Source organism: Amycolatopsis keratiniphila subsp. keratiniphila, assembly GCF_001620365.2.
Classification (GTDB): Bacteria; Actinomycetota; Actinomycetes; order Mycobacteriales; family Pseudonocardiaceae; genus Amycolatopsis; species Amycolatopsis keratiniphila.
Genome location: NZ_LQMT02000038.1, coordinates 65,632 through 90,830, shown reverse-complemented (window position 1 = coordinate 90,830; position 25,199 = coordinate 65,632). Strand labels below are relative to the sequence as shown.

General features: G+C 69.0%; 21 protein-coding genes and 1 tRNA gene. 10 read left to right on the top strand and 12 right to left on the bottom strand.

Translation table 11 applies throughout. The features are described from left to right. The first annotated feature begins 171 nt into the window (after nt 1–171). The gene (locus AVR91_RS35370; RefSeq protein WP_083737865.1) at nt 172–1,188 is read left to right on the top strand and encodes a lactonase family protein; all 1,017 of its coding nucleotides are present in this window, start codon (nt 172–174) and stop codon (nt 1,186–1,188) included. Nucleotides 1,189–1,320: 132 nt separating this feature from the next. Further along, complete coding sequence (locus AVR91_RS35365; RefSeq protein ID WP_063273389.1) at nt 1,321–2,490, top strand: alginate lyase family protein; 1,170 nt, start codon at nt 1,321–1,323, stop codon at nt 2,488–2,490. An 83-nt stretch (nt 2,491–2,573) separates the two neighbouring features. Here the strand turns inward: AVR91_RS35365 and AVR91_RS35360 are convergent. Both AVR91_RS35360 and AVR91_RS35355 read right to left on the bottom strand, forming a co-directional pair. Continuing rightward, a tRNA-Pro gene (locus AVR91_RS35360) sits at nt 2,574–2,647 on the bottom strand. A gap of 140 nt (nt 2,648–2,787) precedes the next feature. Then, a complete protein-coding gene (locus tag AVR91_RS35355; protein WP_063273390.1) occupies nt 2,788–4,818 on the bottom strand; it encodes an MDR family MFS transporter in 2,031 nt (676 codons plus the stop codon). A 241-nt stretch (nt 4,819–5,059) separates the two neighbouring features. Here AVR91_RS35355 and AVR91_RS35350 point away from each other — a divergent pair, with 241 nt between their 5' ends. Further along, nucleotides 5,060–5,386 (top strand): hypothetical protein, encoded by a 327-nt coding sequence (locus AVR91_RS35350; protein WP_063273391.1) that lies wholly within the window; start codon nt 5,060–5,062, stop codon nt 5,384–5,386. 17 nt (nt 5,387–5,403) lie between these two features. Here the strand turns inward: AVR91_RS35350 and AVR91_RS35345 are convergent, their stop codons facing one another. After that, nucleotides 5,404–8,184, bottom strand: coding sequence for an AfsR/SARP family transcriptional regulator (locus AVR91_RS35345; RefSeq protein ID WP_063273392.1), 2,781 nt, complete (start codon nt 8,182–8,184; stop codon nt 5,404–5,406). A 198-nt stretch (nt 8,185–8,382) separates the two neighbouring features. On the opposite strand from AVR91_RS35345, the gene AVR91_RS35340 reads away from it, so the two are divergent. Further along, nucleotides 8,383–9,366: an ArsR/SmtB family transcription factor gene (locus AVR91_RS35340; protein ID WP_063273393.1), complete on the top strand. Its 984-nt coding sequence runs from the start codon at nt 8,383–8,385 to the stop codon at nt 9,364–9,366. A gap of 46 nt (nt 9,367–9,412) precedes the next feature. On the opposite strand, the gene AVR91_RS35335 is transcribed toward AVR91_RS35340, so the two are convergent. Further along, nucleotides 9,413–9,775, bottom strand: a complete 363-nt coding sequence (locus tag AVR91_RS35335; protein ID WP_063273394.1) for a hypothetical protein — start codon at nt 9,773–9,775, stop codon at nt 9,413–9,415. Between the two features lie 171 nt (nt 9,776–9,946). On the opposite strand from AVR91_RS35335, the gene AVR91_RS35330 reads away from it, so the two are divergent. The 3 genes from AVR91_RS35330 (at nt 9,947) to AVR91_RS35320 (ending at nt 12,580) form a co-directional block, all read left to right on the top strand. Then, a complete protein-coding gene (locus AVR91_RS35330) occupies nt 9,947–11,215 on the top strand; it encodes a cytochrome P450 (RefSeq protein ID WP_083737858.1) in 1,269 nt (422 codons plus the stop codon). A 12-nt stretch (nt 11,216–11,227) separates the two neighbouring features. Then, complete coding sequence (locus AVR91_RS35325) at nt 11,228–12,028, top strand: CPBP family intramembrane glutamic endopeptidase (protein WP_083737856.1); 801 nt, start codon at nt 11,228–11,230, stop codon at nt 12,026–12,028. Between the two features lie 132 nt (nt 12,029–12,160). Continuing rightward, nucleotides 12,161–12,580: a VOC family protein gene (locus tag AVR91_RS35320; protein ID WP_063273397.1), complete on the top strand. Its 420-nt coding sequence runs from the start codon at nt 12,161–12,163 to the stop codon at nt 12,578–12,580. A gap of 10 nt (nt 12,581–12,590) precedes the next feature. On the opposite strand, the gene AVR91_RS35315 is transcribed toward AVR91_RS35320, so the two are convergent. The 6 genes from AVR91_RS35315 to AVR91_RS35295 form a co-directional block, all read right to left on the bottom strand. Beyond that, nucleotides 12,591–13,637, bottom strand: coding sequence for a YihY/virulence factor BrkB family protein (locus AVR91_RS35315; RefSeq protein ID WP_228709430.1), 1,047 nt, complete (start codon nt 13,635–13,637; stop codon nt 12,591–12,593). Between the two features lie 68 nt (nt 13,638–13,705). Continuing rightward, on the bottom strand, nt 13,706–18,046 hold the full coding sequence (locus tag AVR91_RS35310) for an HAD-IC family P-type ATPase (protein ID WP_063273399.1): 4,341 nt from the start codon (nt 18,044–18,046) through the stop codon (nt 13,706–13,708). A gap of 154 nt (nt 18,047–18,200) precedes the next feature. Next, entirely contained in the window at nt 18,201–18,332 is a 132-nt protein-coding gene (locus tag AVR91_RS44360; RefSeq protein WP_255431566.1) for a hypothetical protein, read from the bottom strand. Nucleotides 18,333–18,469: 137 nt separating this feature from the next. Then, complete coding sequence (locus AVR91_RS35305) at nt 18,470–19,618, bottom strand: family 43 glycosylhydrolase (RefSeq protein WP_083737854.1); 1,149 nt, start codon at nt 19,616–19,618, stop codon at nt 18,470–18,472. Continuing rightward, the gene (locus AVR91_RS35300) at nt 19,615–20,418 is read right to left on the bottom strand and encodes an endonuclease/exonuclease/phosphatase family protein (protein ID WP_063275245.1); all 804 of its coding nucleotides are present in this window, start codon (nt 20,416–20,418) and stop codon (nt 19,615–19,617) included. Before AVR91_RS35300 ends, AVR91_RS35305 begins: the two co-directional genes overlap by 4 nt. A gap of 104 nt (nt 20,419–20,522) precedes the next feature. Then, nucleotides 20,523–20,876: a VOC family protein gene (locus AVR91_RS35295; RefSeq protein WP_063275246.1), complete on the bottom strand. Its 354-nt coding sequence runs from the start codon at nt 20,874–20,876 to the stop codon at nt 20,523–20,525. Nucleotides 20,877–20,967: 91 nt separating this feature from the next. Here AVR91_RS35295 and AVR91_RS35290 point away from each other — a divergent pair, with 91 nt between their 5' ends. The 3 genes from AVR91_RS35290 to AVR91_RS35280 are packed head-to-tail and all read left to right on the top strand — an operon-like array spanning nt 20,968 to nt 22,648. Continuing rightward, nucleotides 20,968–21,360 carry a hypothetical protein gene (locus AVR91_RS35290; RefSeq protein ID WP_228708290.1) on the top strand — a complete coding sequence of 131 codons (393 nt, stop codon included), beginning with the start codon at nt 20,968–20,970 and terminating at the stop codon, nt 21,358–21,360. A gap of 56 nt (nt 21,361–21,416) precedes the next feature. Further along, nucleotides 21,417–22,085, top strand: a complete 669-nt coding sequence (locus AVR91_RS35285) for a DsbA family protein (RefSeq protein ID WP_063275248.1) — start codon at nt 21,417–21,419, stop codon at nt 22,083–22,085. Then, nucleotides 22,082–22,648 (top strand): vitamin K epoxide reductase family protein, encoded by a 567-nt coding sequence (locus AVR91_RS35280; protein WP_063275249.1) that lies wholly within the window; start codon nt 22,082–22,084, stop codon nt 22,646–22,648. The genes AVR91_RS35285 and AVR91_RS35280 overlap by 4 nt, the downstream gene beginning before the upstream one ends. Here the strand turns inward: AVR91_RS35280 and AVR91_RS35275 are convergent. Together AVR91_RS35275 and AVR91_RS35270 are read right to left on the bottom strand one after the other, a co-directional pair. Continuing rightward, on the bottom strand, nt 22,627–23,859 hold the full coding sequence (locus AVR91_RS35275; protein ID WP_211282811.1) for an MDR family MFS transporter: 1,233 nt from the start codon (nt 23,857–23,859) through the stop codon (nt 22,627–22,629). The genes AVR91_RS35280 and AVR91_RS35275 overlap by 22 nt on opposite strands. Continuing rightward, a complete protein-coding gene (locus AVR91_RS35270; RefSeq protein WP_063275250.1) occupies nt 23,856–24,905 on the bottom strand; it encodes a PLP-dependent cysteine synthase family protein in 1,050 nt (349 codons plus the stop codon). Before AVR91_RS35270 ends, AVR91_RS35275 begins: the two co-directional genes overlap by 4 nt. Nucleotides 24,906–25,199 lie beyond the last annotated feature (294 nt).

Below are 25,199 nucleotides of genomic sequence, written 5' to 3'. Positions count from 1 at the left end.
ACAACCAGTTGAGACCGCCGCCCCCTTCCTTGCGTCTAACGCAAGGAAGGGGGCCTTCATGTACTTCGACCGGTCACCGCGCCGGTATCTGACGCCGCTCCCCGAAACGATCGCGCAGGATGTGGTCAAAAGGGATTCACCTCCACCCCGGCTTGCTGCACAGTGTGCTTCGTGACCACAGCGAACCAGGACCGGACCTTGCTCATCGTCGGCTCCTACACCGCCGCGACCGACGGCCACGGCGAGGGCATCGGCACGTTCCGGCGCGACGCGCGGACCGGAGAGCTGACCCCGGCGGGCTCGCTCGCGCTGGATTCGCCGAGCTGGCTGACCCCGCATCCCACTCTCCCGGTGCTCTACGCCGTCAACGAGACGACAGAAGGCGCGATCACCGCCGTGGCGGTCGCCGAGGACGGGACCCTGTCGGTCCTGAACACACTGCCGACCGGCGGAGCGGATCCATGCCATCTGTCGGTCACGCCGGACGGCCGGTTCCTGCTGTGCGCCAACTACAGCGGCGGCAGCCTGGCCGCGTTCGCGCTGGGCCCGGACGGGGTGCCCACCGTGCGGACGGCGCTGGTCCAGCACGAGGGCAGCGGCCCGAACACCGACCGGCAGGAAGCCGCGCACGTCCACATGGCCGTCGTCGACGAGACGGGCACGCTGGTCAGCGCGGTCGACCTGGGCACCGACGAGATCCGCAGCTATCGCCTCGGCGAAGAAGGCGAACTGATCCCTGTGTCGGTGTCGACGCTGCCCGCCGGGACCGGCCCACGGCAACTGGTCCGGCGTCCCGGCACGAACCAGGCGTACGTCGTCGGCGAACTGGCCGCCTCGCTGGTGAGGGTGCGCGAAGAGCCGCCGGGCACGTTCACCGTCGAAAGCAGCGTTCCGGCGACGCTCGAACCTGGTGGCGAGAACCTTCCGGCGCAGCTCGTCCTGCACGACGACCGGCTGTTCCTGTCGAACCGGGGTCCCGAGAAAATCACGGAGTTCGCCTTCGACGGTGTGGCTGTGGCCGACCACGGCACCGGCGAGTGGCCACGGCACTTCTCCATCGTCGGCGAACACGTTTATGTCGCCGCGCAGAGCAGTGACGCGATCCAGGCCTATGAACGCGCGACTTGGCGCCTGATCGGCACCTATCCGATCGGGAGCCCGGCCTTCGTCGGCCTTTGGCCGCATTGATTCATTCAGCCCGCTGAACGGGACGGGTTTCTTTCTTTTTGAGGCGAATAAAGACCTTGACGCAACTGGTTCAGACCATGACACTGAACCCACGCCGCCGGTGACCTGGCTCACACCCGCCCGAGGAGAACCATGTCCCTACCGAGGAAACTGCTCGCCCTGGCCACGCTCGTCCCGTTGGCGCTAAGCCTTTTCAGCGCTCCCACCCAAGCCGCGCCCCCCACCTTCACACACCCCGGCGTACTGGTCAGCCGCCCGCAACTGGACTTCGTCCGCGCCAAGGTCCAGGCCGGCGCGCAACCGTGGAAACAGGCCTACGACGCGATGATGTCGAGTTCGTACGCCTCGTTGTCCCGGCCACCGAAACCACGCGCCATCGTCGAATGCGGTTCCTATTCGAATCCGAACATCGGCTGTACCGATGAACGGCAAGACGCGATCGCCGCGTATTCCCTTTCGCTGGCGTGGTACATCACGCGCGACGCGAAATACGCGACCAAGGCGATCGAGATCATGGACGCGTGGTCGGCGGTGCTGAAGGATCACACGAACAGCAACGCTCCCCTGCAGTCGGCGTGGTCGGCCTCCTCGTGGCCGCGCGCCGCGGAAATCATCAAGCACACCTACACGGGCTGGCCGAACTCCGGCCGCTTCGGCACCATGCTCCGGAACGTGTACCTGCCCGAGGTGATCAACGGCAGTCACAGCAACGGGAACTGGGAACTCAGCATGACCGAGGCCGCGATCGGCATCGCCGTGTTCCTCGACGACAAGACCGTCTACGACAAGGCCGTCGCGAAGTTTCGCACCCGCGTCCCCGCCTACCTCTACCTGACCAGCGACGGCGCGCTCCCGAAGACGGCGCCCGGCAGCGGACTGGACACCCGCGACAAGATCGTGAAGTACTGGCAAGGCCAGACGACGTTCGTCAACGGTCTCTCCCAGGAGACCTGCCGGGACTTCACCCATACCGGCTACGGCCTCGCCGCCATCGCGAACTTCGCCGAGACCACCCGCATCCAGGGCCAGGACCTCTACCCCGAGATCGCCGACCGCCTCCGCGAAGGCCTCGGCTTCCACGCGAAGTACCAGATGGGCGCCGCGGTCCCGTCGTGGCTGTGCGGCGGCAGCCTGAAGCTCGGCCTCGGCCCGATCACCGAGGTCGGGTACAACCATCTTCACACCCGACTCGGGCACACCATGAGCAACACGGAGGCCCTCACCCTGCGCCAGCGCCCGGCGGGCACCAACAACCTGTTCGTCGCCTGGCAGACCCTCACCCACGCCGGCAACCCTCAGTGACGTACTGACCCGGAACGACACCTCCGGCCACATGAAAAAGCGGGTTTCCGCAGCTGGTGAGCTGCGGAAACCCGCTTCGTCCGTCGGGCTGACAGGATTCGAACCTGCGACCCCTTGACCCCCAGTCAAGTGCGCTACCAAACTGCGCCACAGCCCGGACCCGCGCTCCGTGGAGTGCGATGTGAGTACTTTAGCGGGTCCCGAACAGGGGCTTGCAACCAGGGGTCACTGTGTGTCTGAGCTGGGAAAACGGTCCGTAAGGGCCGCCATGCCACCGCGATCACCCCGGCACTGGGCTCAGACGGCCGCGGCGTGTTTCCCGCTGGGCTGGTCTTCGGCGGCCTGGTCCAGGATACGGTTCGCGACCCGGCCGAGCGCCGCGTCCAGTTCGTCTTGCCCTTCCAGGCCCCAGTCCCGCAGCCGTTCGGCCAGCCAGGCTTTCCAAGCTCGGATGAGCTTTTCGAGTTCGGCGCGTCCTGCCTCCGTGGTGGCCCATCCCCCGGATTTGAACGTCAGGTGGCCGGTGAATTCGAGGCGCGCGAAGGCTGCTTCGAACACCTCCGGCGGGACGCCGTAGCGATCGCCGATCACGGACAGGGACGTCGGCTTGTTCCGGCGTTCCCGCAGGCGAACCTGCCCAAGGCACCACAATCCGCCGGTGTCGAGTTCGCAGCCGGACTTCATGAGGACGCCCGCCGAGGCCGCCTTCCCCTCACGCGCCAGCAAGCGGCCGACGGCACGCTCGAGATCCTGATCCCCGTTGCCCGGCTCCGGCATCGCGAAACCGTCGCCGAGGTCCGGTGCGGCCGCCCGTGAGGTGTCCCGCAGCGGAACCTCCTTGAGGAAGAACGCCAATACCAGCGCGACGAGCCCGACCGGTGCGGCATAAAGGAAAACCGTGTGCAGGGAATCGCCGTACGCCTGGATGTAGGGCGCCGAAACCGAATCCGGCAAGGCGTGGAGCGCGTTCGGGACCTGGACGGCCTTGGGGTCGATCCCGGGCGGCAGCGGATGTTCCGCACCCGCCGCGGCCATGTTCGGCGCCAACTGGTTGGCGTAGATCGTGCCGAAGACGGCCGCGCCGAAGGACGAACCCAAGGACCGGAGGAAGGTCACCCCGGACGTCGCGACGCCCAGATCGCGGTAGTCGGCGGTGTTCTGCACGACGATCACCAATACCTGCATACTCAGGCCGATTCCCAAGCCCAGCACGGCGAAGTAGAGGGACATCTCCCAGAACCCGCTCGTCGGGGTCAGCCGCGAGAGGAGATACAGGCCGAGCGTCAGCCCGATCCCGCCGGCGATCGGGAAGATCTTGTACCGCCCCGTCCGGCCGACCACGTTGCCCGCGAACACGCCGGCCACCAGCAGCGCGATCACCATCGGCAGCATCCGCACACCCGAACTGGTCGCCGAGATGCCGTGGACGTACTGCAGATAGGTCGGCAAGTACGACAGCGCACCGAGCATCGCGAAGCCCACGACGAAGCTCAGGATCGCCGACACGGTGAACACGGGATTCCGGAACAGCCGCATCGGCAAGGTCGGTTCCTTCGCGCGCTTCTCCGCGAAGACGAACAGCACCAGCAAGATCACCGAGCCGATCGACATCCCGATGATCGTCGGCGAGTCCCACGCGTACTGCGTACCGCCCCAGCTGGTGACCAGTGTCAGGCCGGTCGCGGCCAGGCCGATCAGCAGGATGCCGGGATAGTCGATCACCGGCCTCGCCACGGACTTGACGCTCGGCATCGCGCTCGCCGCCACGACCAGTACCAGTACCGCGATCGGCACGTTGACGTAGAAGGCCCATCGCCACGAAAGGTGGTCCACGAACAACCCGCCCAGCATGGGGCCGAGCACCGTGACGACACCGAAGACCGAACCGAGGATGCCCTGGTACTTGCCCCGTTCGCGCAGGGGCACGACGTCGGCCACGAGCGCGGTCGCGGTGACCATCAGGCCGCCCGCGCCCAGGCCCTGCACCGCGCGCGCCACGATGAGCCAGATCATGTCGCCGGCGAAGCCGCAGAAGAACGAGCCCACCGTGAACACGATCACCGACAGCTGGAACATCAGCTTGCGGCCGAACAGATCGCCGAGCTTGCCGACGACGACGGTCATGATCGTCTCGGCGAGCAGGTAGGAGGTGATCACCCACGACAGATGTCCTGCCCCGCCGAGATCCCCGACGATCGTCGGCAGCGCGGTACCCACGATCGTCTGGTCGAGCGCCGCGAGCAACATCCCGAGCATGACCGCCGCGAACACCGCGTTCCGGCGTTTGCGGCTCAGGACCGGCGGGGCGACCTCGGCGATCGTGGTCATCGAGCCTCCCTCACGTCGGACACTCAACGTAAGACAGTCCTCGGGTACGGCGCACTTCGATGATCACTCGATCCGGTGGTGCTCGCGAGGTCCGAAAAGGACTGTTCATCGCGCCGGCTTCGCGAGGCAGTCCCCTTGGTGCTGGGAATCTGCGAGGAGCCTGCAAGGCCGGGCTCTTACGTTCTGTCCTGTGGTCGCCCACGCGGTCACGCACCGTCGTCTCAGCACAGGAGGTCTTCCCTTGAAACGTCTCGCAACCGCCATCCTCATCGGCGCCGCGGCGGTCGTCCTGCCCGCCACCGCCGAAGCGGCACCCGCGTCCGCGCTGATCACCTGCGGCACGTACGACGAGGACCGGGGTGATCACCTGGCCTACTTCTACGGCAACTGCAACAGTGGTGGCAAGGAGGTCGTCGTCCAGGTGTGGAAGAGCTGGAACGGCGTGCAGAACATCTACCAGCACGACATCTGCGTCGCGTCGCACGAGGTGGGGCATCTCGGGAACTCGCCCAAGGACGCCGCGCCTTCGTACGGCTACTTCGGCAAGAACACCGGCCGGGCCTGCTGACCGGTGCGGCCGCGAACCTAGCCCCGATCCGGCTCGGACAAAGGTGACAGTTCGCGGAGATGACCGCGCACGACGTCCGCCATCGGGTCGGCGAGGATGCCGAGCACCGGGAGGGCTTCTTCCCAAGCGTTCCTGGCCTGCTCCGGATCGTCGTCGGCCCTGCGGGCGTACCCGAGGTCTACGAGTGCCTCCGCCAATTCGAGCTGATCGCCGCTTTCGCGCAGCGAAACCACCGCCTCGTCGAAGGCGGCGAGCGCCTTTTCCGGGCGGCCCATACAGCGGTACAGCCTGCCGAGGTTGGTGAGGGTGACACCTTCTCCCCAGCTGGAGCGAAGTTCACGATGCAAGCGCAGCGCGTCGGTACAGCAGCCCAGCGCCGATTCGTGCTCGGCCAGTACCCGATGGGCTCCGCCCAAGCTGTTCAACGCGACCGCCTCGCCCCAGGTATCCCCGAGCGCGCGCGAGGACTTGACGCAACGACGGAACACCCCGACGGCGTCCTCCGGTGTGCCCGCGGCCACCAGCACCTCGCCGAGGGTGTGGAGGATCGCGCTCTCACGTCGGTGTTCGCCGGTCTTGCGGCACTGTGTCATCGCATGCCGCAGTGTCCGCTTCGCGTCTTCGCATCGGCCGGTCCAGTACTGAAGTGTTCCCAGGGCGTGCAGAATCCGTGTCTGGCCGGGCTGCACGGTTCCGCTCTGCCCGGTGGACGGGCGACCTGGGCGGAGCAATTGCACCCAGTCTTCGAGCGACACCCGGCCGTGGTGGGTAGCCGTGTCCGTGTTCGATGCCAGGCTGAGACTCGTCTGATCGACGTGGGACCAGTCGACGAATTCCTCGTAACCGCTGAAGTCACGGACGAGCCCTTTCGGCGTGGCGAGGCGGACGCCGTCCCGGTCGCCGGGAAAGAACCGCCGGTACGCCGCCGTCATGGTGTTCACGTAGTACTCCAGCACCCGCGACTGCGCCCGCTTGCGCTCCGGCTGCGACTCGCTCGCGAGTCCCTGTTCGCGCGCATAGGCACGCAGCAGGTCGTGGAACTGGTACCGCTCGGGCTTGATCTGCTGGATCAGGCTCGCGTCGACCAGTGACTCCACGTGCCGGTCGGCGTCGTCGGGTGAGGTGCCGAGAAGCGCGGCCGCCTCGAAGCGATCCACATCCGGGCCCAGATGGAGACCGAGAAGGTGAAAGGCACGCTTCGAGTCCGGCGGAAGCCGGCCATACGACAGAGCGAACGCCGCGGCGACACTGCGGCTGCCCGAACGCAGCCGCGGCACGACGTCGCGTTGGTCGCTGAGCCTGTGGCGCAGTGCCGTCACCGGCAGGGACCGGGACAGCCGGGCTCCGGCGATCCGGATGGCCAGCGGCAATTCGCCGCACAGCCGTACGGTTTCCGCGATCGCCGCGCGGTCCGACTCGGCACCGCGTGCGGCCGCGATCCGGGTGAGCAGCCTGCCCGCGTCGGCGGGCGAAAGCGGATCGAGCGTGAGCTGGTGGGCGCCGTCGAGGTCCAGCAGGCGATGCCGGCCGGTGATCACCACGGCACAGCCCGGCCCGGCCGGAAGCAGGGATTCGACGCGCACGCCGTCCCCCACGTTGTCCAGCACCACGAGCGCCCGCCGCTCGGCAAGGGCGTCGCGCCAGAGCATGGCCCGCGTCTCCGTGTTCTCCGGTATCGCCTCCGCGGGGACACCGACGGCACGAAGCAGAACGTGGAGCGCGTCGTGGGCGTCTCGCGGTTGCAGACCCGGCGTGTGCCCGTACAGGTCGATGTAGACCTGCGCGTCCGGGAACCGGTCCGCCAGCGAATGCGCCAGATGGACCGCGAACGCGGTCTTCCCGACCCCGGTCTTCCCGACCCCGGCCATCCCGTCGACGGCGACCACCACCGGAGACGTCCGGTCGGCGCTCGGCGAACACAGTTCCGTGATGAGGCTCGTCTCGGTCTGGCGTCCGGTGAAGTCCGCGACATCGGGCGGCAGTCCGCGCAACCCGGTGGTCCTGGGACCCCACGCTCCGGCTTCGTCCCCCGTGGATTCGTCCTGGAGCCGTGGCACCGGGTCGGCCTGCTCCAGCACCTTCCGATGCGCCTGCCGCAGCCGCGCTCCCGGCTCGACCCCCAGTTCCGCCACCAGGAGTTCACGGGTCTGGCGGAACACGTCCAACGCCGCGGCCTGCCTGCCCGACCGGTACAACGCCACCATGAGCAGCTCGCACAGCGACTCCCGCAGCGGGTGGGCGGTGCGCAACCGCTGCAGTTCGGCGATCACGTCGGCGTGGTTTCCCAGTTCCAGTTCGACCGCGAGGCGTTCCTCCTGCACCGCCAGCCGGGTCTCCGCCAGCGCGTCGGCGTTGGTCCGGGCGAACGGCCCCGGCACTCCCGCGAACGGGCTGCCCCGCCACAGTTTCATCGCGGCGTCGAACTCGACCACGGCTTCCGCCAACCGGCCGGCCATCACGGCTTCGCGGCCCAGCGCGACATGGTCGTCGAACACGTCGAGGTCGAGTTCGCCCGGATCGACCCGGATCCGGTAGCCGCCCGCTTCCGAAACCAGCCTGTCACCGCGTTCGGCCGCGGCGAAAGCGCGCCGGAGGCGGGACACGTAGGTGCGCATCGTGTCCACGGCCGTGGGCGGCGGCTCCTCACCCCAGATGGCATCGACCAGCGCACCCAGGCCGACCACCCGGTTGGCGTTCACCAGCAGCGCGGCGAGCACGGCCTGGGAGCGCGGTCCGCCCAGTTCGATCCGCCCCAACGTCCCCCACGCCCCGACCGGACCGAGAATCCCGAACCGCACCGCGCCCCCCAAGACACCGCCGAAGATTCCTCTATACCGCAGCCCGGCAGGAGGGCACAAATGGATTAACGCGGGCGTGAGGTGTTCAGCGGGATCGAGGTCGCGCTTGCCATCTCCTTTCCATTCCGGTGCAATGCCGCCGCCTTACCGTTGCCGACACGACCGAGGGCTTCCTCGTCCGAAAGGCGACTCACCGAAATGCCTCTGCACATTCATTTCTCGGCTGCCGATCTGGCCCGTGTCACCCTCGCGACCGAGCCGGATCCGTTATGGGAAGTGCTCCTGAGCCTGCACGTCCTGCAAAGCCCGGCGGTGGACCCACGCCATGAACGCTGGCGCGCGGGACTGACGCTGAGCCCCGCCATGCGGGCCCTGTTCGACCTGGCCCCGCCACGGGGCTATTCACCGGATTTCCTCACACCGGCGGAATCGGCGGCGGGCCTCGAAAGCGGGCTCGCCGCACTGCGGCGCACGCCGCGTCACCGCCTGCGGGCCGAACTCGCGCGGCTCGCCGGGCGTGCGATGCCCTCACGGTGGGCCGCCAGGCTGGCTTCAGGTGACCACACCGCCCTGACCGACCTCACGCGCGGGCTTGCCGACTACCACCGCACGGCCGTGGAACCATCCTGGACGCGTATCGAGCACCACGTACGTGACGACGCCGCGGCGCGGACGCGGATCCTGGTGTCGCGAGGGACGGGTGGTTTGCTGGGGTCCTTGCATCCAGCGCTCACCTGGCGTGGTGACTCGCTCGAACTGGACGGCGACCACCTCGGCCGGGATCTGCGTCTCGACGGCCGGGGATTGCGCTTGCTGCCGTCGTTCTTCTGCCACGGACGGCCGACGGTGCTCGCGGACCCGGCCCTGCCGCCCGTGCTCGTCTTCCCCGCGACCACACGTCCGGCGCCGGTCACCTGTCCTGCCGCGGCGGGTGGCACGGACGCGAAGCCGCTGGAGGACCTGCTTGGGCCGACCCGCGCCGGGACACTCCGTGCCGTCGGCGACGGCTGCACGACGACGGAACTGGGCCGGCGGGCGGGCGTCACCGTCTCCGTGGCCAGCTATCACGCGTCGATCCTGCGCTCGGCCGGGCTGATCACCACCGAGCGGGCCGGACCGGCGGTACGTCACCGGCTGACCCGCTTGGGAGCGGATCTCCTCGGCCACCGATTCCCGGCGTGAAGAGCGCGGGGCCGCCTCCGCGGTTCGGAGGCGGCCCCTGGTGCGCTCAGTCGATGTTCACCTTGTAAATGGTGCAATCGCCGAGCGATTCACTCTGCCACGCGATGAATCGCTTGGCTGGGTAGTGCTTCCCGTGGCATTCGTGCCAGAAGTATCCGGAGTTCGCTCCCGACTGCCAGTGAACGGTGTTGAACGAGCGCGCGAGACTCGACCCGGAGTTCGCGTAGCACGTCCAGGAGCCGTTCTTGTTCTGGGCGGCGAAGAAATCCGCCGGGCCCGCACAGGGCCACGCGTCGGTCTGCACTCCGGCCTCGGAGGCACCCGCCGGAGCGGCCGCGATCGAAACCGCGGCGAAAAACGCCGCCGCACCGGCGACGACCCCCGTCATCCGCCTGCTCGGAACCTTCATTCCCCATCCTTCCCTCGGTTGCCCTTGCCGATCGAACATAACCGGACGGAGAATCCCGCTCCAAGCCTTTCCACCACCGTTCAAAAGCACGCGGAAATCACCCGCCTCAATGGCACTGCAAGGAATTTGCCATGTGCTCGTCGTAGAGTCCGCTGACGCCAGGAGGAAATGATGAACGCCTTAAGTCACGCGGACGCACTGCGAATCGGTGCGCAGATCCAGGTCTCCAAAACCGTCAGCCGGCTGCTCGGCGGGTTCGGCGACCTACTCGTACAGGTAGAGCATCCGAAATGGCGGGAAGACCCGTACCCGTTGTACGAGCGGATAAGGGCGAAAGGCCCGCTGTACCGCGGTCTGAGCGGGTCATGGGCCACGGCTTCCTTCGCGCTGTGCGACCAGGTCCTGCGGGATCGCCGGTTCGGCATGAAGTACGCGGACGGCACGCCCGCGCTCACCGGTGCGCTGGGCATTGTGTCCCAGACCTACCCGGAGAGCTTCCTCGACCTGGATCCACCCGATCACACCCGGCTGCGCAGGCTCGCCGCGCCCTCGTTCAGGCCAGGGCGGATGGACCGCTACCGGCCGACGGTGCAGGCGGTGGTGGACTCTCTCCTGGCCAAGGTGGCCGGGCAAGAGACCTTCGACCTCGTCGGAGATCTGGCCGCGCCACTTCCGATCACGGTCATCAGTGACCTGCTCGGTATCCCGGCCGCCGACCGATCCGTCTTCGCCGAATACGGCACTTTGATCGGTGAAGGCCTCAGCGGTGTGTACTCGGTCCGGCAAGCCGAACGACTGATCACCGTCGGCGAGGACCTGGTCGTGCTGTTCGACCGGCTGCTTCACGAACGGACGGCGATTCCCGGCGACGACGTGATCAGCGATCTCGCGGCCGCCGTCGGGGACGGAAGGATGACCGCACGGGAACTGCACGGCACCGCGTTGCTGTTGCTGATCGCCGGTTTCGAGACCACGGTCAACCTGATCGGCAACGGTGTACGAGCACTGCTGGGACACCCCGAGCAGTGGGAGTCGCTGTACTCGGATCCGAGCCTCGCCGCCGCCGCGGTGGAGGAAGCCTTGCGCTACGACCCTCCGGTGCAGGCTTCTCTGCGGATCGCGCACACCGAGGTGGAACTGGCCGGGCGCAGGATCAGGCCGGGCCGGTTCGTCGCCGTGCTGCTGGCCGCGGCCAACCGTGATCCGGAGGTGTACGAAAGGCCGGGCGAATTCGACATCTCCCGCTCCCGCGCATCGGACCACCTGGCGTTCTCCAGCGGAATACACTATTGCCTCGGCGCCAGGCTGGCGCGTATCGAAGCCGAAATCGTCTTCCGCACCCTCGCGGAGCGGATGCCGCACCTGCGCCAGGCAGGTCCGCTTCGCCGCCGGAAAGGTAATTCCATCCGAGGGCTGAGCCACTTTCCGGTCACGGCCTGAGGTCGCCGTTTCATGCCTCATACGACCACACGAACCGAGCCGCGGACCGCCACAGTGGCGGCCTGCCTGCTCATGGCGGCGCCGGTCCTGCCCGGCACGCCGTGGTTCTCCCTCGTCGTCGCCGCCGGGCTCGTGGCCTCCCTGGTGGCGGCCGTGCGGAGCCGTTCCACGGCAGGCATCCGCGCCGTAGCCGTCGCCGCCGCCGTCTCGGCCGTGTTCCATGTGACGATCCTCCTGGACTGGCCTCCGGCCGTGCGGATCGCCCTCGCGCTCGTCGTCGTGTTCGGTTTACCGGCCGGACTCGGCAGGCTCCCGTCGATCGGGACGGCGTCCGGCCGGGTCGAACCGGGCCGGTTGACCTGGCCGCTCGCCGCTTCCGTCGTGGTGCTGATCGTGGGCACCACGACGGCGCTGGTCAGCTGGGCACGGTTCACGGATCCGGTGCTGCCCGGCTACATCGTCGCGGCCAAGGACAGTCCACTTTGGCAGGTAGCCCTCGCCGTCATCGCTTTCTCCCTCTTCAACGCGGCGTTGGAAGAGGGCCTGTTCCGGGGTGTGCTGCTCGACGAGATGGCCACGATCTGGTCGGTACGAGCAGCCCTGATCGTCCAGGGTGTCGCGTTCGGGCTGTTCCACTTCAACGGGTTTCCGTCCGGCTGGACCGGAATGGTGATGGCCGGCGTCTGGGGCTACTTGCTCGGCGTCTTGCGTGTACGGAGCGGCGGGCTCCTGCTGCCGTACATCGCGCACATCGGGGCCGACGCGACCATTGCCGTCATCACGGTGGCCGGCTTGTCGGGCACACATTGGTAAGCATCGAAGTACACAGATCACCAGCCGAGTTCGCGCGACGGCCCGCCCGGCAAAAATTCACCTGAAAACAGCCTGAGACCGTGAGAAGGTGTTCGGGCTTGAAGGGATTCCGACGGACAAGGGCGTTGGTACATGACGAGCAGGCTGGAATGGACGACGATCGACTGCGCGGATCCTCGACGGCTGGCCGAGTTCTGGTGTGGTGTCCTCGGGTACGTCGTCTACGAAGACAAGGGTGAGGTCGTCGAGATAGGGCCCGACCCCGAGGTTCCGGACGCGGAGCGGCTCGCCGATCTGCGCCGCGGGCCGGCTGTGCCGAGCATGGCGTTCGTCCGCGTGCCCGACGGCAAGAGCGGGAAGAACCGGGTGCACTTCGAGATCACCCCGATCGACGGCGACCAGCGCTCCGAGCTGGATCGGCTGCTCGCGCTCGGGGCGTCGACCGTGGCCCTCGGCCAGGGCGAGAACCTCTCGTGGGTTGTGCTGGCAGACCCGGAGGGCAACGAGTTCTGCCTCGCGCGCAGCCTCGCGCCGGGTGAGTTCCAGCTGTAGCGACCGATCGTCACTCCTCACCGCCGCGGCCCTCTGCAACGGTCCCCGGAGGCTTCGTTGTCACCTGCGCGGTGTCGTCGTCATCGAAGGCGCGGGTATCCCGCGGTGGCAGGAAAGGCTCCCGCTCGGAGGATTGCCCGGTCTCGATGCGCTGCCCCCGGGCGAGTTCGGCGTCGAACTCCGCCCCCAGCAGCACGGCGATATTGGAGATCCACAGCCACACCAGGAACACGATCACCCCGGCCAACGTGCCGTAGGTCTTGTTGTAGGAGCCGAAATTCCCCACATAGAAGGCGAATCCGGCCGAGGCCAGCACCCATGCCACCACCGCCAGCACACCGCCGGGGCTCAGCCACCGAAATCCCGGATGCTTCACGTTGGGTGCGGCCCAGTACAACAAGGCGAACGCCAAACTCACCAGGAGCGCGATCACCGGCCATTTCGCGATATCCCACACCTGCACCCCGGCCGACCCGACCCCCAGCAGTCGCCCGGCCCGCTCGGCCACCCCACCGGTCGCCACCACACCCACCGCGCACACCGCCAGCAGCACCACCACCGCCAGGGTCAAGACCAGTCGCAGCGGCACCGTTTTCCATATCGGCCGCCCTTCCGGCATCTCGTAGATCGCGTTCGAGGCTCGCATGAACGCACCCACGTATCCGGACGCCGTCCACAGCGCCCCCGCGATACCCACGATGGCGACCGGTCCGGCCAGCCCTTGAGACCGGCCCACCTCCCGGATCGCGTTGACCAAGATCTCACGGCCCTGCCCGGGAACCAGCGTGTTGATGTTGTCGATCAGCGTCTGCGTCGCCGCCGGGCCCAGCAAACCCAGCATCGCGGTGAGCACCACGATCGCCGGGAAGATCGACAGAACGCTGAAATAGGTCAACGTGGCGGCCCAGTCGGTCAAGTTGTCCCGCTGGAACTGCTTGACCGTCCGTTTCAGCACCTGCCACCACGAACGCTTCGACAGATCCGTCGGGCCCTCGGGCTCGTCCTCCCCCGCCCGATTCCCGGTGACGCCACCCTGCCGCACTCGTCGTCGCTCCACTGCGCTGCACCTCAGCCCACGATCAACACTGCTCTCCACTCAAAGCCAGGTACCCCGATCTCGCTTCGCTAGACCTCGGCTTCTCGATGTCCGAGCAGGAGGCCGCCCACGCTCGCCGCGCCCGCGCTGCCGAGGGCGATTCCCCAGCCGACCGGACCGAGCGGTGTGCATCCGAAGAACTGGCTGACCCCGGGGGTCTGGACCAGTATCGCCAGCAGTGCGGCGGAGCCCAGGCCGGCCGCGAGAACGGTGCCGTCGCGGCCGCCGACCGCCAGCGTCTGCCCGAGCTGGGTGCCGATCAGGGAGACCAGCGCGATCGTGCTCGCCCGCCGCCGCCTGCCGGTCAGCCTCGCGAGGGTCCACGCGGTGGAAGCGCCGAGCGTCGTGGTCACCGCACGCGTGGTGATGTCGCGCCGGAGCGCGTTCCCGAGCGACGCGCTGGGCCCCTCCCGCAGCAATTCCGGCACGGATTCCCCGTCTGGCCTGCTCAACGCGATCGCCAGTGCGGGCGCCAGGTCGGTGAGGAGGTTCATCAGCAGCAACTGGCGGGCGGTGAGCGGGGAGCGTCCGGTGACGACCGAGCCGAGTACGGTGAACGCGATCTCCCCCAGGTTCCCGCCGAGCAGGATGCCGAGCGCCTCGCGGACCGACGCCCACATCGCCCGGCCTTCCACCAGCGCGGCGACGATCGTCTCCAGCCGGTCGTCGGTCACCACGAGGTCCGCGGCCGCTCTGGCCGCGGCCGTGCCCCGCTGCCCGAGCGCGATCCCGACGTCGGCGAGCCGGATGGCGGGCGCGTCGTTCGCGCCGTCGCCGGTCATCGCGACGACCCGGCCACCGCGTTGGTAGGCCTGGATGATCCGGACCTTCTGCGCCGGGCTGCACCGGGCGATCACGTCGACGTCGGCGAGTTCCCGATCGAGCCCTTCGTCGTCGAGTTCCTCGATCTTCGCGCCGGTGAGCACCTTGGTGTCGCCGTTGCGGCCGGTGATCTCCTCCGACACGGCCTCGCCGGTGGCCGGATGATCGCCGGTGATCATCACCGTGCGCACCCCCGCCTCGCGCAACCGATCCGCCGCAGGCGCGGCACTGTCCCGCACCGGATCCGCCAGTGCGACGAAGCCGAGCAACCGGAGATCCGCGACGTCGTCCTCGGAAAGGTCCTTTGTGGACACGGTGCGCTCCGCGACGGCGAGGACGCGGTGCCCGGCCGCGGCCAGGCGGCCGGCCCGTTTCTCCAGCCTGCCGCGGACACCCGCGCCCATCGGCCGATCGCCGTGCCGGGTGCACCGGGGAAGGACGATCTCCGGTGCGCCCTTCACGCACACCACGTGCCGTTCGCCGAGTTCGCCGTTGGTCGCGTGGAATCCTCGTGACGGTTCGAACGGGACCGCATCGGTCTTCTTCCAGCCGCCGGCGTCCACGCCCGCGGTGATGCCGCCTTCGAGAATCGCTTGATCCGTGTGGTGCGGAAGTTCCTCGGGGTTCTCCGCCCGGGGCGTCGCGCGGACGGCCGCAGCCAGCACCGCCTGGTGGCTCTTCCGCAGCCGCCTCGGCGAGGCGGTGGTCTTGCCGTCGTCGATCCGGTTGACGCTGAGCCTGCCTTCGGTGAGGGTGCCGGTCTTGTCGAAACAGAGCACGTCGACCCGGCCGAGGGCTTCGATGGTGCGCGGATTGCGGACGAGCGCGCCGTGTTCGGCGAGTCGCCGGGCGGCCGCCAGCTGGGCCGCGTTCACCAGGAACGGCAGGCCTTCCGGGACCGACGCGACCGCGAGGTTCACCGCCGCCCCGACACTTTGCCGCAGCGGTACGCCCCGGAGCAGGCCGGCTCCCGCGACGGCGGCCGCCGAGCCGACCGCGACCGGCAAGGCCTGTTCGGTGAGCGATGCGAGCCGCGCTTCGACGCCGGTCTCGGGGGCGGCGCCGCGCGCCGCGGCCATTCCCCGGCCGACCTCGGTCTCGTCGCCGGTCGCCACGACGACGGCGGTCACCTTGCCCGCGGCGACCGTGGTGCCCTCGTACAGGATCGAGGCCCGTTCGGCGATCTCCGCCGCCACGACCGGTGCCGGGGTCTTCGGCACCGGCAGCGACTCCCCGGTCAGCGACGACTCGTCCAGCTCCGCGCCGGTCGCTTCGAGCACCCGGCAGTCCGCGGGTACGACATCGCCGGACCGCAGCGACACGACGTCACCCCGCACCAGCGCGTCGGCGACGATCTGCCGCTCGGCACCGTCTCGTACGACGGTGGTCACCGTCGCGGACCGTTCGAAGAGCCCCGCCAGCGCGCGGTCGGTGTGCACCTGCTGCGCGCTGCCGATCAACGCGGACACCCCGACGATCCCGGCGACCAGCGCGGCGTCGACCGGTGAGCCCACCGCCGCCGAAACCGCCGCACCACCGGCCAGAACCGGGGTCAGCGGGTTGGCGAGCTCGGCCATGAACGCCTTCGCGATGCTCTTGCCGGCATTGTCTTCCCCTCCCGCACGATCGGCGGGTGCCCGTCGCCGGGCCTCACGCTCGTCCAGCCCACGCGGGCTCGAGCCGAGCCGGTCGAGGACGAGGTCCGCGGGCATCAGGTGCCACGGCGGCGCGACACGGCCAGACGAGGGCTTCTTCCGCTCGCCGGTGAGGGTGCGGGCTCGCCAAATCCCGTCGCTGAAAGCCATGAGTGCCCCGGCGTTCACCGTCCGAAGGCCGCTCGCGGCCGGGCGGCGGCGCGCGCTGAGCGCGGTCACGCCACCGATTCCGCCGGCCGCGGTCGCGAACATGGTCGAGTCACGGACGACCGCCTTCGCGGCGGTGATCGCTTCGACGAGCAGGACGGCCGTGCCGACGTCGCGGCCGATCAGCACATGTGCGCCCCACGGCGGCGGGGTCCCGTCCTCGTGCACGCCGACTCCGCAGTCGGCCGCTCCCAGCGCCCGGCGGTCATCGGAGACCAGCATGACCACACGTCCGCATGCCTGGAGTTCGTGAACGGCGTCGAACACCGGGCCGTCCGTCTGGACCACGTGCAGCCCGGCGGCCTCGGCCGCGGACGCCAACGCGTCCACGTCGGGTGAGCTCTCCTGCGCCACGGCGAGCAGACCGGCCGGCTGCCCGTCGCGGACCAGCCCCAGCACCAGGTGGGCGCCCTGGTCCAGCAGCCGCTGCCGGTCGGGGAAGCCGGTGACGTCCAGTTCGTCCACCGGGCCCAGCGTCCACTCTCCGTCCCGCCGGACCACCTCGGGTTTCTCCGGGTCGAACAAGGCGAAGGCGGCGGCTGTCAGGTCCACCGGGTCACCATCGGGCGAAGGAACCAGATCGCTGAGGATGTTCGCCCCGGCACCGAGCGCCGTGGTGTCGATGACGATCGTGTCGAGCAGGTCGAGGCCGCGCAGCGCGGATCGATCCATCACCAGCGCACCGCGGCGGGCGAGGACCTGACCCAGCTGGGCGGCGAAGGCGGCCGTGCCGGTGGACGGGGCCTTGGGCAACGCGGAGATCCCGACCGCGGCGGCGCGCCTCGGCCCGACGAACGGCAGCGTCGCCGCGGCGGCCGCGGCACCGGCGGTGATCGACCGGCGCGCGTGTCGATCGGCCGCGCTTTCCGGAAGCGGCCACGGCCGTTCGCTCACCACCGAGTCGGCGCCCGCGTGTTCGCGCTGCCCGACCAGCGAGGATTCGGCCTCGCACCAGGCCCGCTGGTGCGCCTTGGCCTCCCGCCACTGGGTGCCGCGGAGCATGATGTCCAGGACCGTTCCCTCGCTGCGGGCCGCGAGACCATGGACCAGCGCCGCGCCGATCGAGGTCGCCGAATCGGCCCTCTCCCGTCCTCGCAGTTTCCGGTCCGCCAGGTCACGCAACCGCGGATGCAGGTCGACCAGGGACGCCAGTGCCGCGACCTCCGTCGGCAACGGGGCCCACGGCATGATCTTCGTCGCCACCGACAACATCAGCCCAGCGGCGTCCGCGGCGAGTGTGGACGGCAGCCGGGTCGCCGTGGTGCCGTCCGCCGGATGGTGCAGTTCGTCCTCTTCGACCCGCTCGGCTTCGGAAGCGGGTTCCGACTCGGCTCGTTCGACCGCGCGGATCAGCTCCAGTCGCCGGGGCCCCGGATCCTCGACCGCGACGACCACCCGGGACGTCGGCGCGTTCACCTGGGCCCAGCGCACGCCGGGGATCTCCGCCAGGGCTCGTTCCACCCGCCGGGCGACACGGGCGCCCTCCGGTCCCTTCACGCCGTGCGTCTCGATGTAGAGCCTGCCGGGACACGACCAGACCGCCCGCCGCGGTCCACGTCCCGGGATGCCTTCCAGCGGGAGAAGTGCCAGCCCGGCCAGCCCCCTGGCGACCCGCCCCAGCGTCCGCGACGGTTTGGGGAAGGCGACACCCAGCACGTCCACGGTCTCCGGGTCCGTCCGCGGCATGCGGCATCCTCCTCGCGCTCGGTGGCCTTGTCGATCCCACCGGGTACCCGGGCACCGGAGCGTCGAATCCTCTTTCCCCTCAAGAGGTGACGGGGTCGATCAACCGGTTGTACCGGGGGCTCGGCGCGCGTTCTTCGCCCAGTGCGGCCGTCCGTCACTCCCGGCCGAGGACGATGGTCGGCTCGAGATCGAGCGCCGTTTCCTCCAAGGCATCCGTCTCGCCGCGTGGTTCCGGCACCGTCACCCGTTCGGTCGACGACTGGGGATCTTCGATGGCGTGCGTCATGGTTCTTCACTCCGTTTGGCGTCGCGGCCGGCTGGACGCCGGCAGGAGGCGATTACCCCAGGCTCCGGAGATCAATCATGCGGAACTCAGGGCGGGTCTCCGCGGCACCCCGGCCGCGGAGACCCGATTTCGCCTGGTCACCAGCTCACGCTGAACTCGGCCGTCGCCCCGCTCCCGGTTTTCGTCAATCGAGCGATCCGGCTCCGCCGTTCCGGCGAGGGATCCTCCTGCGGCAACGGGCTGGCGTCGGTGATGTAGTTCCACGAAGCCCACCAAGACCCGTCCGGCGCCTGGAAAGCGTTGAAGGCGCCGGGACCCCGTTTGTTGCCCGGCAGGTTCTTCTTGCGGAACTTGTCCGGCAGGCCCGGCCGGAACCGCGGCTCTCCGTCCGGGTCCGGCTCGTAGGAGAAGTACGCGCGCTGTCCGGCCATCGGGGTGCACCGGTTGTCCGTCAGCGCGGCGCCGCAGTAGGCGACGCCGGTGGAGTACCGGTTCGCGTACCAGTTGTTCCCCGAATAGAAGAGATACCAGTCCCCGTCGATGCGGACGGCGTTGGGATTCTCGATCGTGAGAACGTCGTCGGACGGGCTGTTGTGGTGTGTCCACTCGAGGTTCGCGTTGTCGATGAGCTTCTTCGCGTCGGCTTCCGCTATCCGCCGCACGTGGCGGGGCCGGTCGAACTCCAGTTTGGCGGCACCGAGGGCGGTGACGCGGTCTTGCGTCCAAGCCCCGTTGCGGAGGGTCAGCCACACCTCGCCCTGTCCCCTGCTCACGTCGGCGTCGATCGCCCATCCGCGATCAGGGCAGAACAGCGGATCCGCGTTGGCGACGAAACCGCCCGTGGCACGCAACGAGGTCGCGTAGCCGATGCAGTGCTTCGCCTGTCCGGCGGGCTCGGGGCCGGGAAGTGCCGCGCTGTAGAAAACGTAGTAGACGACGCGGCCGTCCTCCTGATGAGCGAACAGGGCCGGTGTCCACAGTGGAGAGTCCGGTCTCGCCCAATAGCCCGCGGGGAACGTGACGCCGTCCCAGGCGTCGCCGTCGACAGCGCCCCGGCGCTGGAAGGTTCCACCGCTGAACTCGACCTTCGTGTACGGAAGCTTCTTGCCGGGGACGCTCGCACCGACCGCGACGTAGGTGTTCGTCTCCGGTATCCGCATCAGATCCGCCGCCGGGAACCGGAAGTCCAGCGACTCGTCGCGGGGCCCGGTTTCGGCTGTGGCGCTCGGCCCGGCCGTCAGGAGGCCGACGCCGCACAGGAGGGCGATCAGGGCACGCCGCATCATCGGGTCACCGTCACCCGGGCGCGCACCGGGCGGTGGTCGCTCCCGTAGCCGCCGAGAGCGTCCACTGCGGACCCGGTCGAGTCTTTCTTCGCCCACACGTGGTCGATGGACCTGTCGCCGTGACTCGGCGCGCTGTAGGAATCGGCCACGCGCCGCATCCCGGCCATGAGGTCCGAACCCGGCTCCGCGTTGAAGTCGCCCATGACGATCGGTTCGGCCACCCGCGAGGAGAACCAGTCCGCGGTGTTGCGGACCTGCAGGTTGTGCAGTTCGCGGTTGAGCTCGAACCGCTGCGCGGACGGGGTCAGATGCACGACGCCGACGACCCACTCGAAGCCGGCGCCTCCCACCCGCACCCAGTTCACGTACTTGGGCGGCACCCAGCAGCCGCAGTCACCGGGCTCGGCGGGGCCGGTACCGGGCGTGGACGGGTCCACTTTGGACGCGGGTGAGATCTCGCCCGCGCCGTGGCCGGTGATGTTCATGTTGCCGCGCACCAGGATGGCGTTGTGCTTGATCGCGCGGCGGTCCGTCTCGTAGATGGCGACATAGCCGGTCGCCGCGGCGGCCTCCCGCACGACGTCCTCGCGGTCGGCGACCTCCTGCAGCCCCAGGACGGCGGGCCGTTCGGTCTCGAGGAGACGGACGAGGTCGGCCTTGAGCCCGCCCGCGTCGCCCACGTTGTAGGTGACGACCTTGATCGTGCGTTCGGTCGCCGCCTCCGCGCTGGGCACCGCGACGAGAGCGGCGAGCGGGACGAGCAGTGCCAGCGCGAAAGCCTTGCGCCTCGGATGCTTCATGGGATTCCCTCCAGTGTCGATGACGGAGGGAATCGGACCATCGGCCGCCCGCCACGGGCAACGGCAAGCGCGATGCCGTCATTTTCCGGAAAGAATTGGCCCGATCACTCCGGCGACGGGTTCTCCCAGACGAAGGTGACCTTGTTGCCGTCCGGATCCACGATCTCCGTCAACTTGACGAAACCGAAGTCCTGGACCGGGCCGCATTCCACGCCGCGCTCCGCGAGGTCGCCGACGGTCTCGTCGATGTCTTCGACGACGATGACCACGGTGCTCTTGCCCGCGGGTTCCGGGTCGTGGGCGACCTGGATGCCCGCGCTGCCGGCGATCCGCCACTCCGCGACGCCTTCCATCGGTTCGGTGTCGGGTCGCCGCCCGATCCAGCGCTCGTACCAGGCGACCGCGGCGGCATGGTCCGACACCGGCAGAACAGCGTAGACATCCTTGAACCTCGGCACAGCACGTCCTTCCACTCGGGATCGCCGACCACTGTAGGTCGTTTTGTCCGGGTTCGCCTCGGCTTTACAAGGTCACCTTTACCCTGTTCGCGTGACCGGCAGAGGGACAGTGAGGACGACGGCGCGGCTTTTCGCCGTGTTGGCCGTGCTCACCGCCGTCGCCCTGCTGCAAGGCGCGCTGTGCAGTGACGGCGCCGCGGCGGCCGGTTCACCCTGCGCTCCCCTGTTCGCCGCCGAAGCGACGCACGTCACCGGCCCGGCCGACGAATGCGAGCCGGCGACGTCCCGGCTGAGCCCGGCGGAGCAGCCCGTCACGGACAATCACCTCGACGACCTCGCGGGTATCGGCCTGGCGCTGCTCGCCGTGCTCTTCCTGCTCGTCCGGCACCATCGGCACCGTCAGGCTGGAGTGCCGCCGACCTCACCGGCGAGGTGTTCTTCGAGCACTCCACCCCTTGTCCGGCTCTGCGTTTCCCGTACCTGATCCGGCATAGCCTCTGCCGTTTCCAGTTGCCGGAACCAAGCCAAGGACACAACAGAATGACCAAGAACACCAAGGTTTCCCTGACGGTCGTGGCCGTCGTGATCGCGGTGGTGGCCGCGTTGCTCGTCTTCACCAATCTCGGTGAAGACACCCCAGCCGCGCAGGCGGACGCGCCCCCGGTGGTGCCCGCGTCGATCCTCGTCCGGCCGGACAGCCACCGGCTCTCCGACCCGCCGGGCAGCAAGGTGACCGTCGTGGAGTTCCTCGACCTCGAATGCGAGGCATGCGGGGCCGCGTTCCCCGGCGTCGAGCGGCTCCGCGCCGAGTACGGCGACCGGGTCACCTTCGTCATGCGCTACTTCCCCATTCCCAGCCACCGGAACGCCGAGCTCGCGGCCCGCGCCGTGGAAGCGGCCGGCAAACAGGGCAAGCTCGAACCGATGTACCGCCTGATGTTCGAGAAGCAGCCGGAATGGGGCGACCAGCAGGTCTCCCATCGCGAAACCTTCCTCGGCTTCGCGCGGCAGCTGGGCCTCGACCTGAAGGCCTTCGAGACCGCGCTGGACGACCAGGTCACGCTCGGCCGGGTGATCGCCGACCGCACCGACGGGGCGAACATCGGCGTCGAGGGCACACCGACGTTCTTCGTCAACGGCGTGAAGTTCTCGGGGGCACCGTCCTATCAGGGCCTCAAGGCGGTCATCGACCGGGAACTGGCGAAGTGAAGCCGTTCGCCGTCCGCGTGACGCCATGGGTGCTGGTCGTCGGCGGCGCGATCGGCCTGCTGGCCTCGTTCGTGCTCACCATCGAGAAGATCCGGCTGCTGAAGGACTTCTCCTACATCCCGACCTGCAGTATCAACCCGGTCCTCAGCTGCGGCTCGATCATGAAGACGCCGCAGGCGGAACTGTTCGGCTTCCCCAATCCGTTGCTGGGGATCGCCGGATTCGGTGTCGTGGTCACGACCGGGGTCGCCTTGCTCGGCGGAGCACGGCTGCCCCGGTGGTACTGGCTGGGCCTCCAGATCGGTTCGGCACTCGGTGTCGTGTTCGTGCACTGGCTGATGGTCCAGAGCCTGTACGTCATCGGCGCGCTGTGCCCCTACTGCATGGCCGTGTGGGCGGTCACCATCGCCGTCTTCTGGTACACGACCCTGCACAACCTCCACAAAGGACCGGAGGTGAGGGCGGCGGTCCGGTACCACAGCGTGGTGCTCGTGGGCTGGTACGCCGCCATCACCGTCGCGGTCCTGCAGGCGTTCTGGAGTTACTGGACGACACTCGTCTGAAGGCGGCTCCGGTCGAGACCACGCAACCCGAAGGCGCAGACGGCCCCGATCACCGTCAGGGCGAGCCACGGGAACTCCGGGAAACCGGCCCGGCGCGCGAGGTCGAAAACGGTGCCGGTGAACAGGTTGCCGAGGAGGATGCCCACGCCGACGATCGTGTTGTAGAAGCCGTAATGCGTGGCGACGAGCCGGTCGCCGGAGAGCCGCACGACGGTGTCCATTTCGAACGGGAAGACGACGACCGTTCCCACGGCCAGCAGGGCCGCGGAGACGAGCAGTCCGGCTCCCGCGACGACCGGGGCCGCCCTGGCGACGGCCAGCGGCGCGACGAAGGCCGCGGCCATGAACGTCATGCCCATGGCCAGGCAGATGCCGGGCGGCCACCGGTCCTCGAACCAGGCCGTGATCTTGAGCTGCCCGGCGATCGCGAGGCCGCCCGAGATCACGAACAGCCCGGCGATGAGCACGGTCGCCGACGTCTCCGATCCGGTGATCCGCCGTGCCTCCATCGGAAGCGCCAGATAGGTCTGGAAGGACAGCACGTACGAGCCGATCATGACCAGCGCGAAGAGCAGGAACGACCGGTTTGCCACGACGACGCGCCAATCCGACCAGACCGACGAGCGGTCCCGTCCGTTGTCGTGCGCGGGCAGTGCCCGCACCTGCACCACGGTCAGCACGCCGAAAACCGCGGCGGCGACCAGGCAGGTCAGCCGGAAGTCGACGGCGGTGAGCGCGAGCCCGACCACCGGCCCGGCGAGGATCCCGCCCTGGTAGAACACGTTGAACACCGAGAAGGCCTCGAGCCGCCGCTCCCCCGCGTCCGCGGCGAGATAGGCGCGCACCGCCGGATTGAACAGCGCCCCGGCGAAACCGGTGGCCGCGGACGCGACGATCAGCGACGGCAGCGACGAAGTCACGCTCAACAACGCGAACCCCGCCGTCCTCAGCACGCATCCGGCGACGATGAGCGGTTTGTAGCCGAACCGGTCGGCCAGCGTGCCCCCGACCAGGAACATGCCCTGCTGCGAGAAGTTGCGGATGCCCAGCACCAGGCCGACGGCCCAGCCCGCCAGCCCCAGCGGGCCCGCGAGGTAGCCCGCCAGGTACGGCATCAGCATGTAGAACCCGACGTTGATGGTGAACTGGTTGACCATCAGCACCTTGCTGGGCCGGTCGAACGACCGGAACCGCTCCGCGAACCCGGTCACCGCGCGGGATCCACGATCGTGCGGCACCGGGTCCAGCGTTCCACCACACGTTCGCCGGGGTGGCCGATGACGTCCGGTTCCCTCGCCGGGACCACGTCGAGCAACCCGTGGCCCGCGCAGTACTCGTCGTTGTAGACGGTGTCGAAGTAGCGCTGGGGGCCATCCGGGAAGATCGCGACGATCCGCACGTCCGGATCGTGCGTGCGCGCCAGCCAGGCGGCCACGAGGGCGACCGCGCCGACGCTCCAGCCGCCGGTCGCGTACTGGGCGGCGGCTAGACGGCGGCAGGTCCACACCGCTTCGGCCGGAGCGACCCAATGGACCTCCTCGAACGCGTCGTAGTCGACGTTGCGCGGATGGATGCTCGACCCGAGCCCGCGCATGAGCCGCGAGGTGGCGGGCTGGCCGAAGATCGTCGATCCGACGGTGTCCACGCCGATCAGGCGCAGGTGCGGGGAATACCGCCGGAGCGCGCGGAAGGTCCCGGCCGAATGCCCGCCGGTGCCGACCGAGCACACCAACATGTCGATCCGGCCCAGTTGCGCGGCCAGTTCCTCGGCCAAGCCCGCGTACGCGTCGACGTTGTCCGGGTTGTGGTACTGGTCGGGGCACCACGAACCGGGCTGTTCCGCCAGCACCCGCCGGACCCGGTCGCGGCGCGCCTGCTGCCAGCCGCCCACCGGATGGGGTTCGGTGACGAGGTCGACGCGGGTGCCGTGCGCGGTGAGCATCCGCCGCACGATCGGTTCCATGCCGGGATCGGTGACGAGCGTGACCGGATGCCCGTGGACGATCCCGGCCAGCGCGAGCCCGAGCCCGAGCGTCCCGCTGGTCGACTCGACGATCGTCGCGCCGTCGGCCAGCTCGCCTCGGGCCTTGGCCGCGGCCACCATGTGCAACGCGGGGCGATCCTTCATGCCACCGGGGTTGAAACCCTCCAGTTTGGCCCAGAAACCCTTACCGGAGCCGGTGAGTCGTTCGTCGATCCAGAGCACGGGCGTGTTGCCGACGGCCAGGGCCGCGTGCCGGGGCAGGACAGCGTTCATCGAGGATTCGTCTTTCTGTGCGGTGCGGGCAGGACAACGACGGCGCGAGGTCCGTCACGTCCGCGAAACGCACAGCTCGACGAGTGTCCGGTGTCCGCTCCAGCCGGCGGAAAGCAGACGCGTCTTCTCTTGCGGCACAGGTGAAAGCACACGCGGCACCGGAGATGGAAGGTCCGGCGTGGAGGGAGATTCCTCGCTCCGCACGGCGAGGGCGGAGAGCGAGCCGGGGTGCGCGTGTCCCTCGCGCGGGCAGTCATGCGAAGCCGACGTGGCGTCTGCCTCGACGTGCCCGTC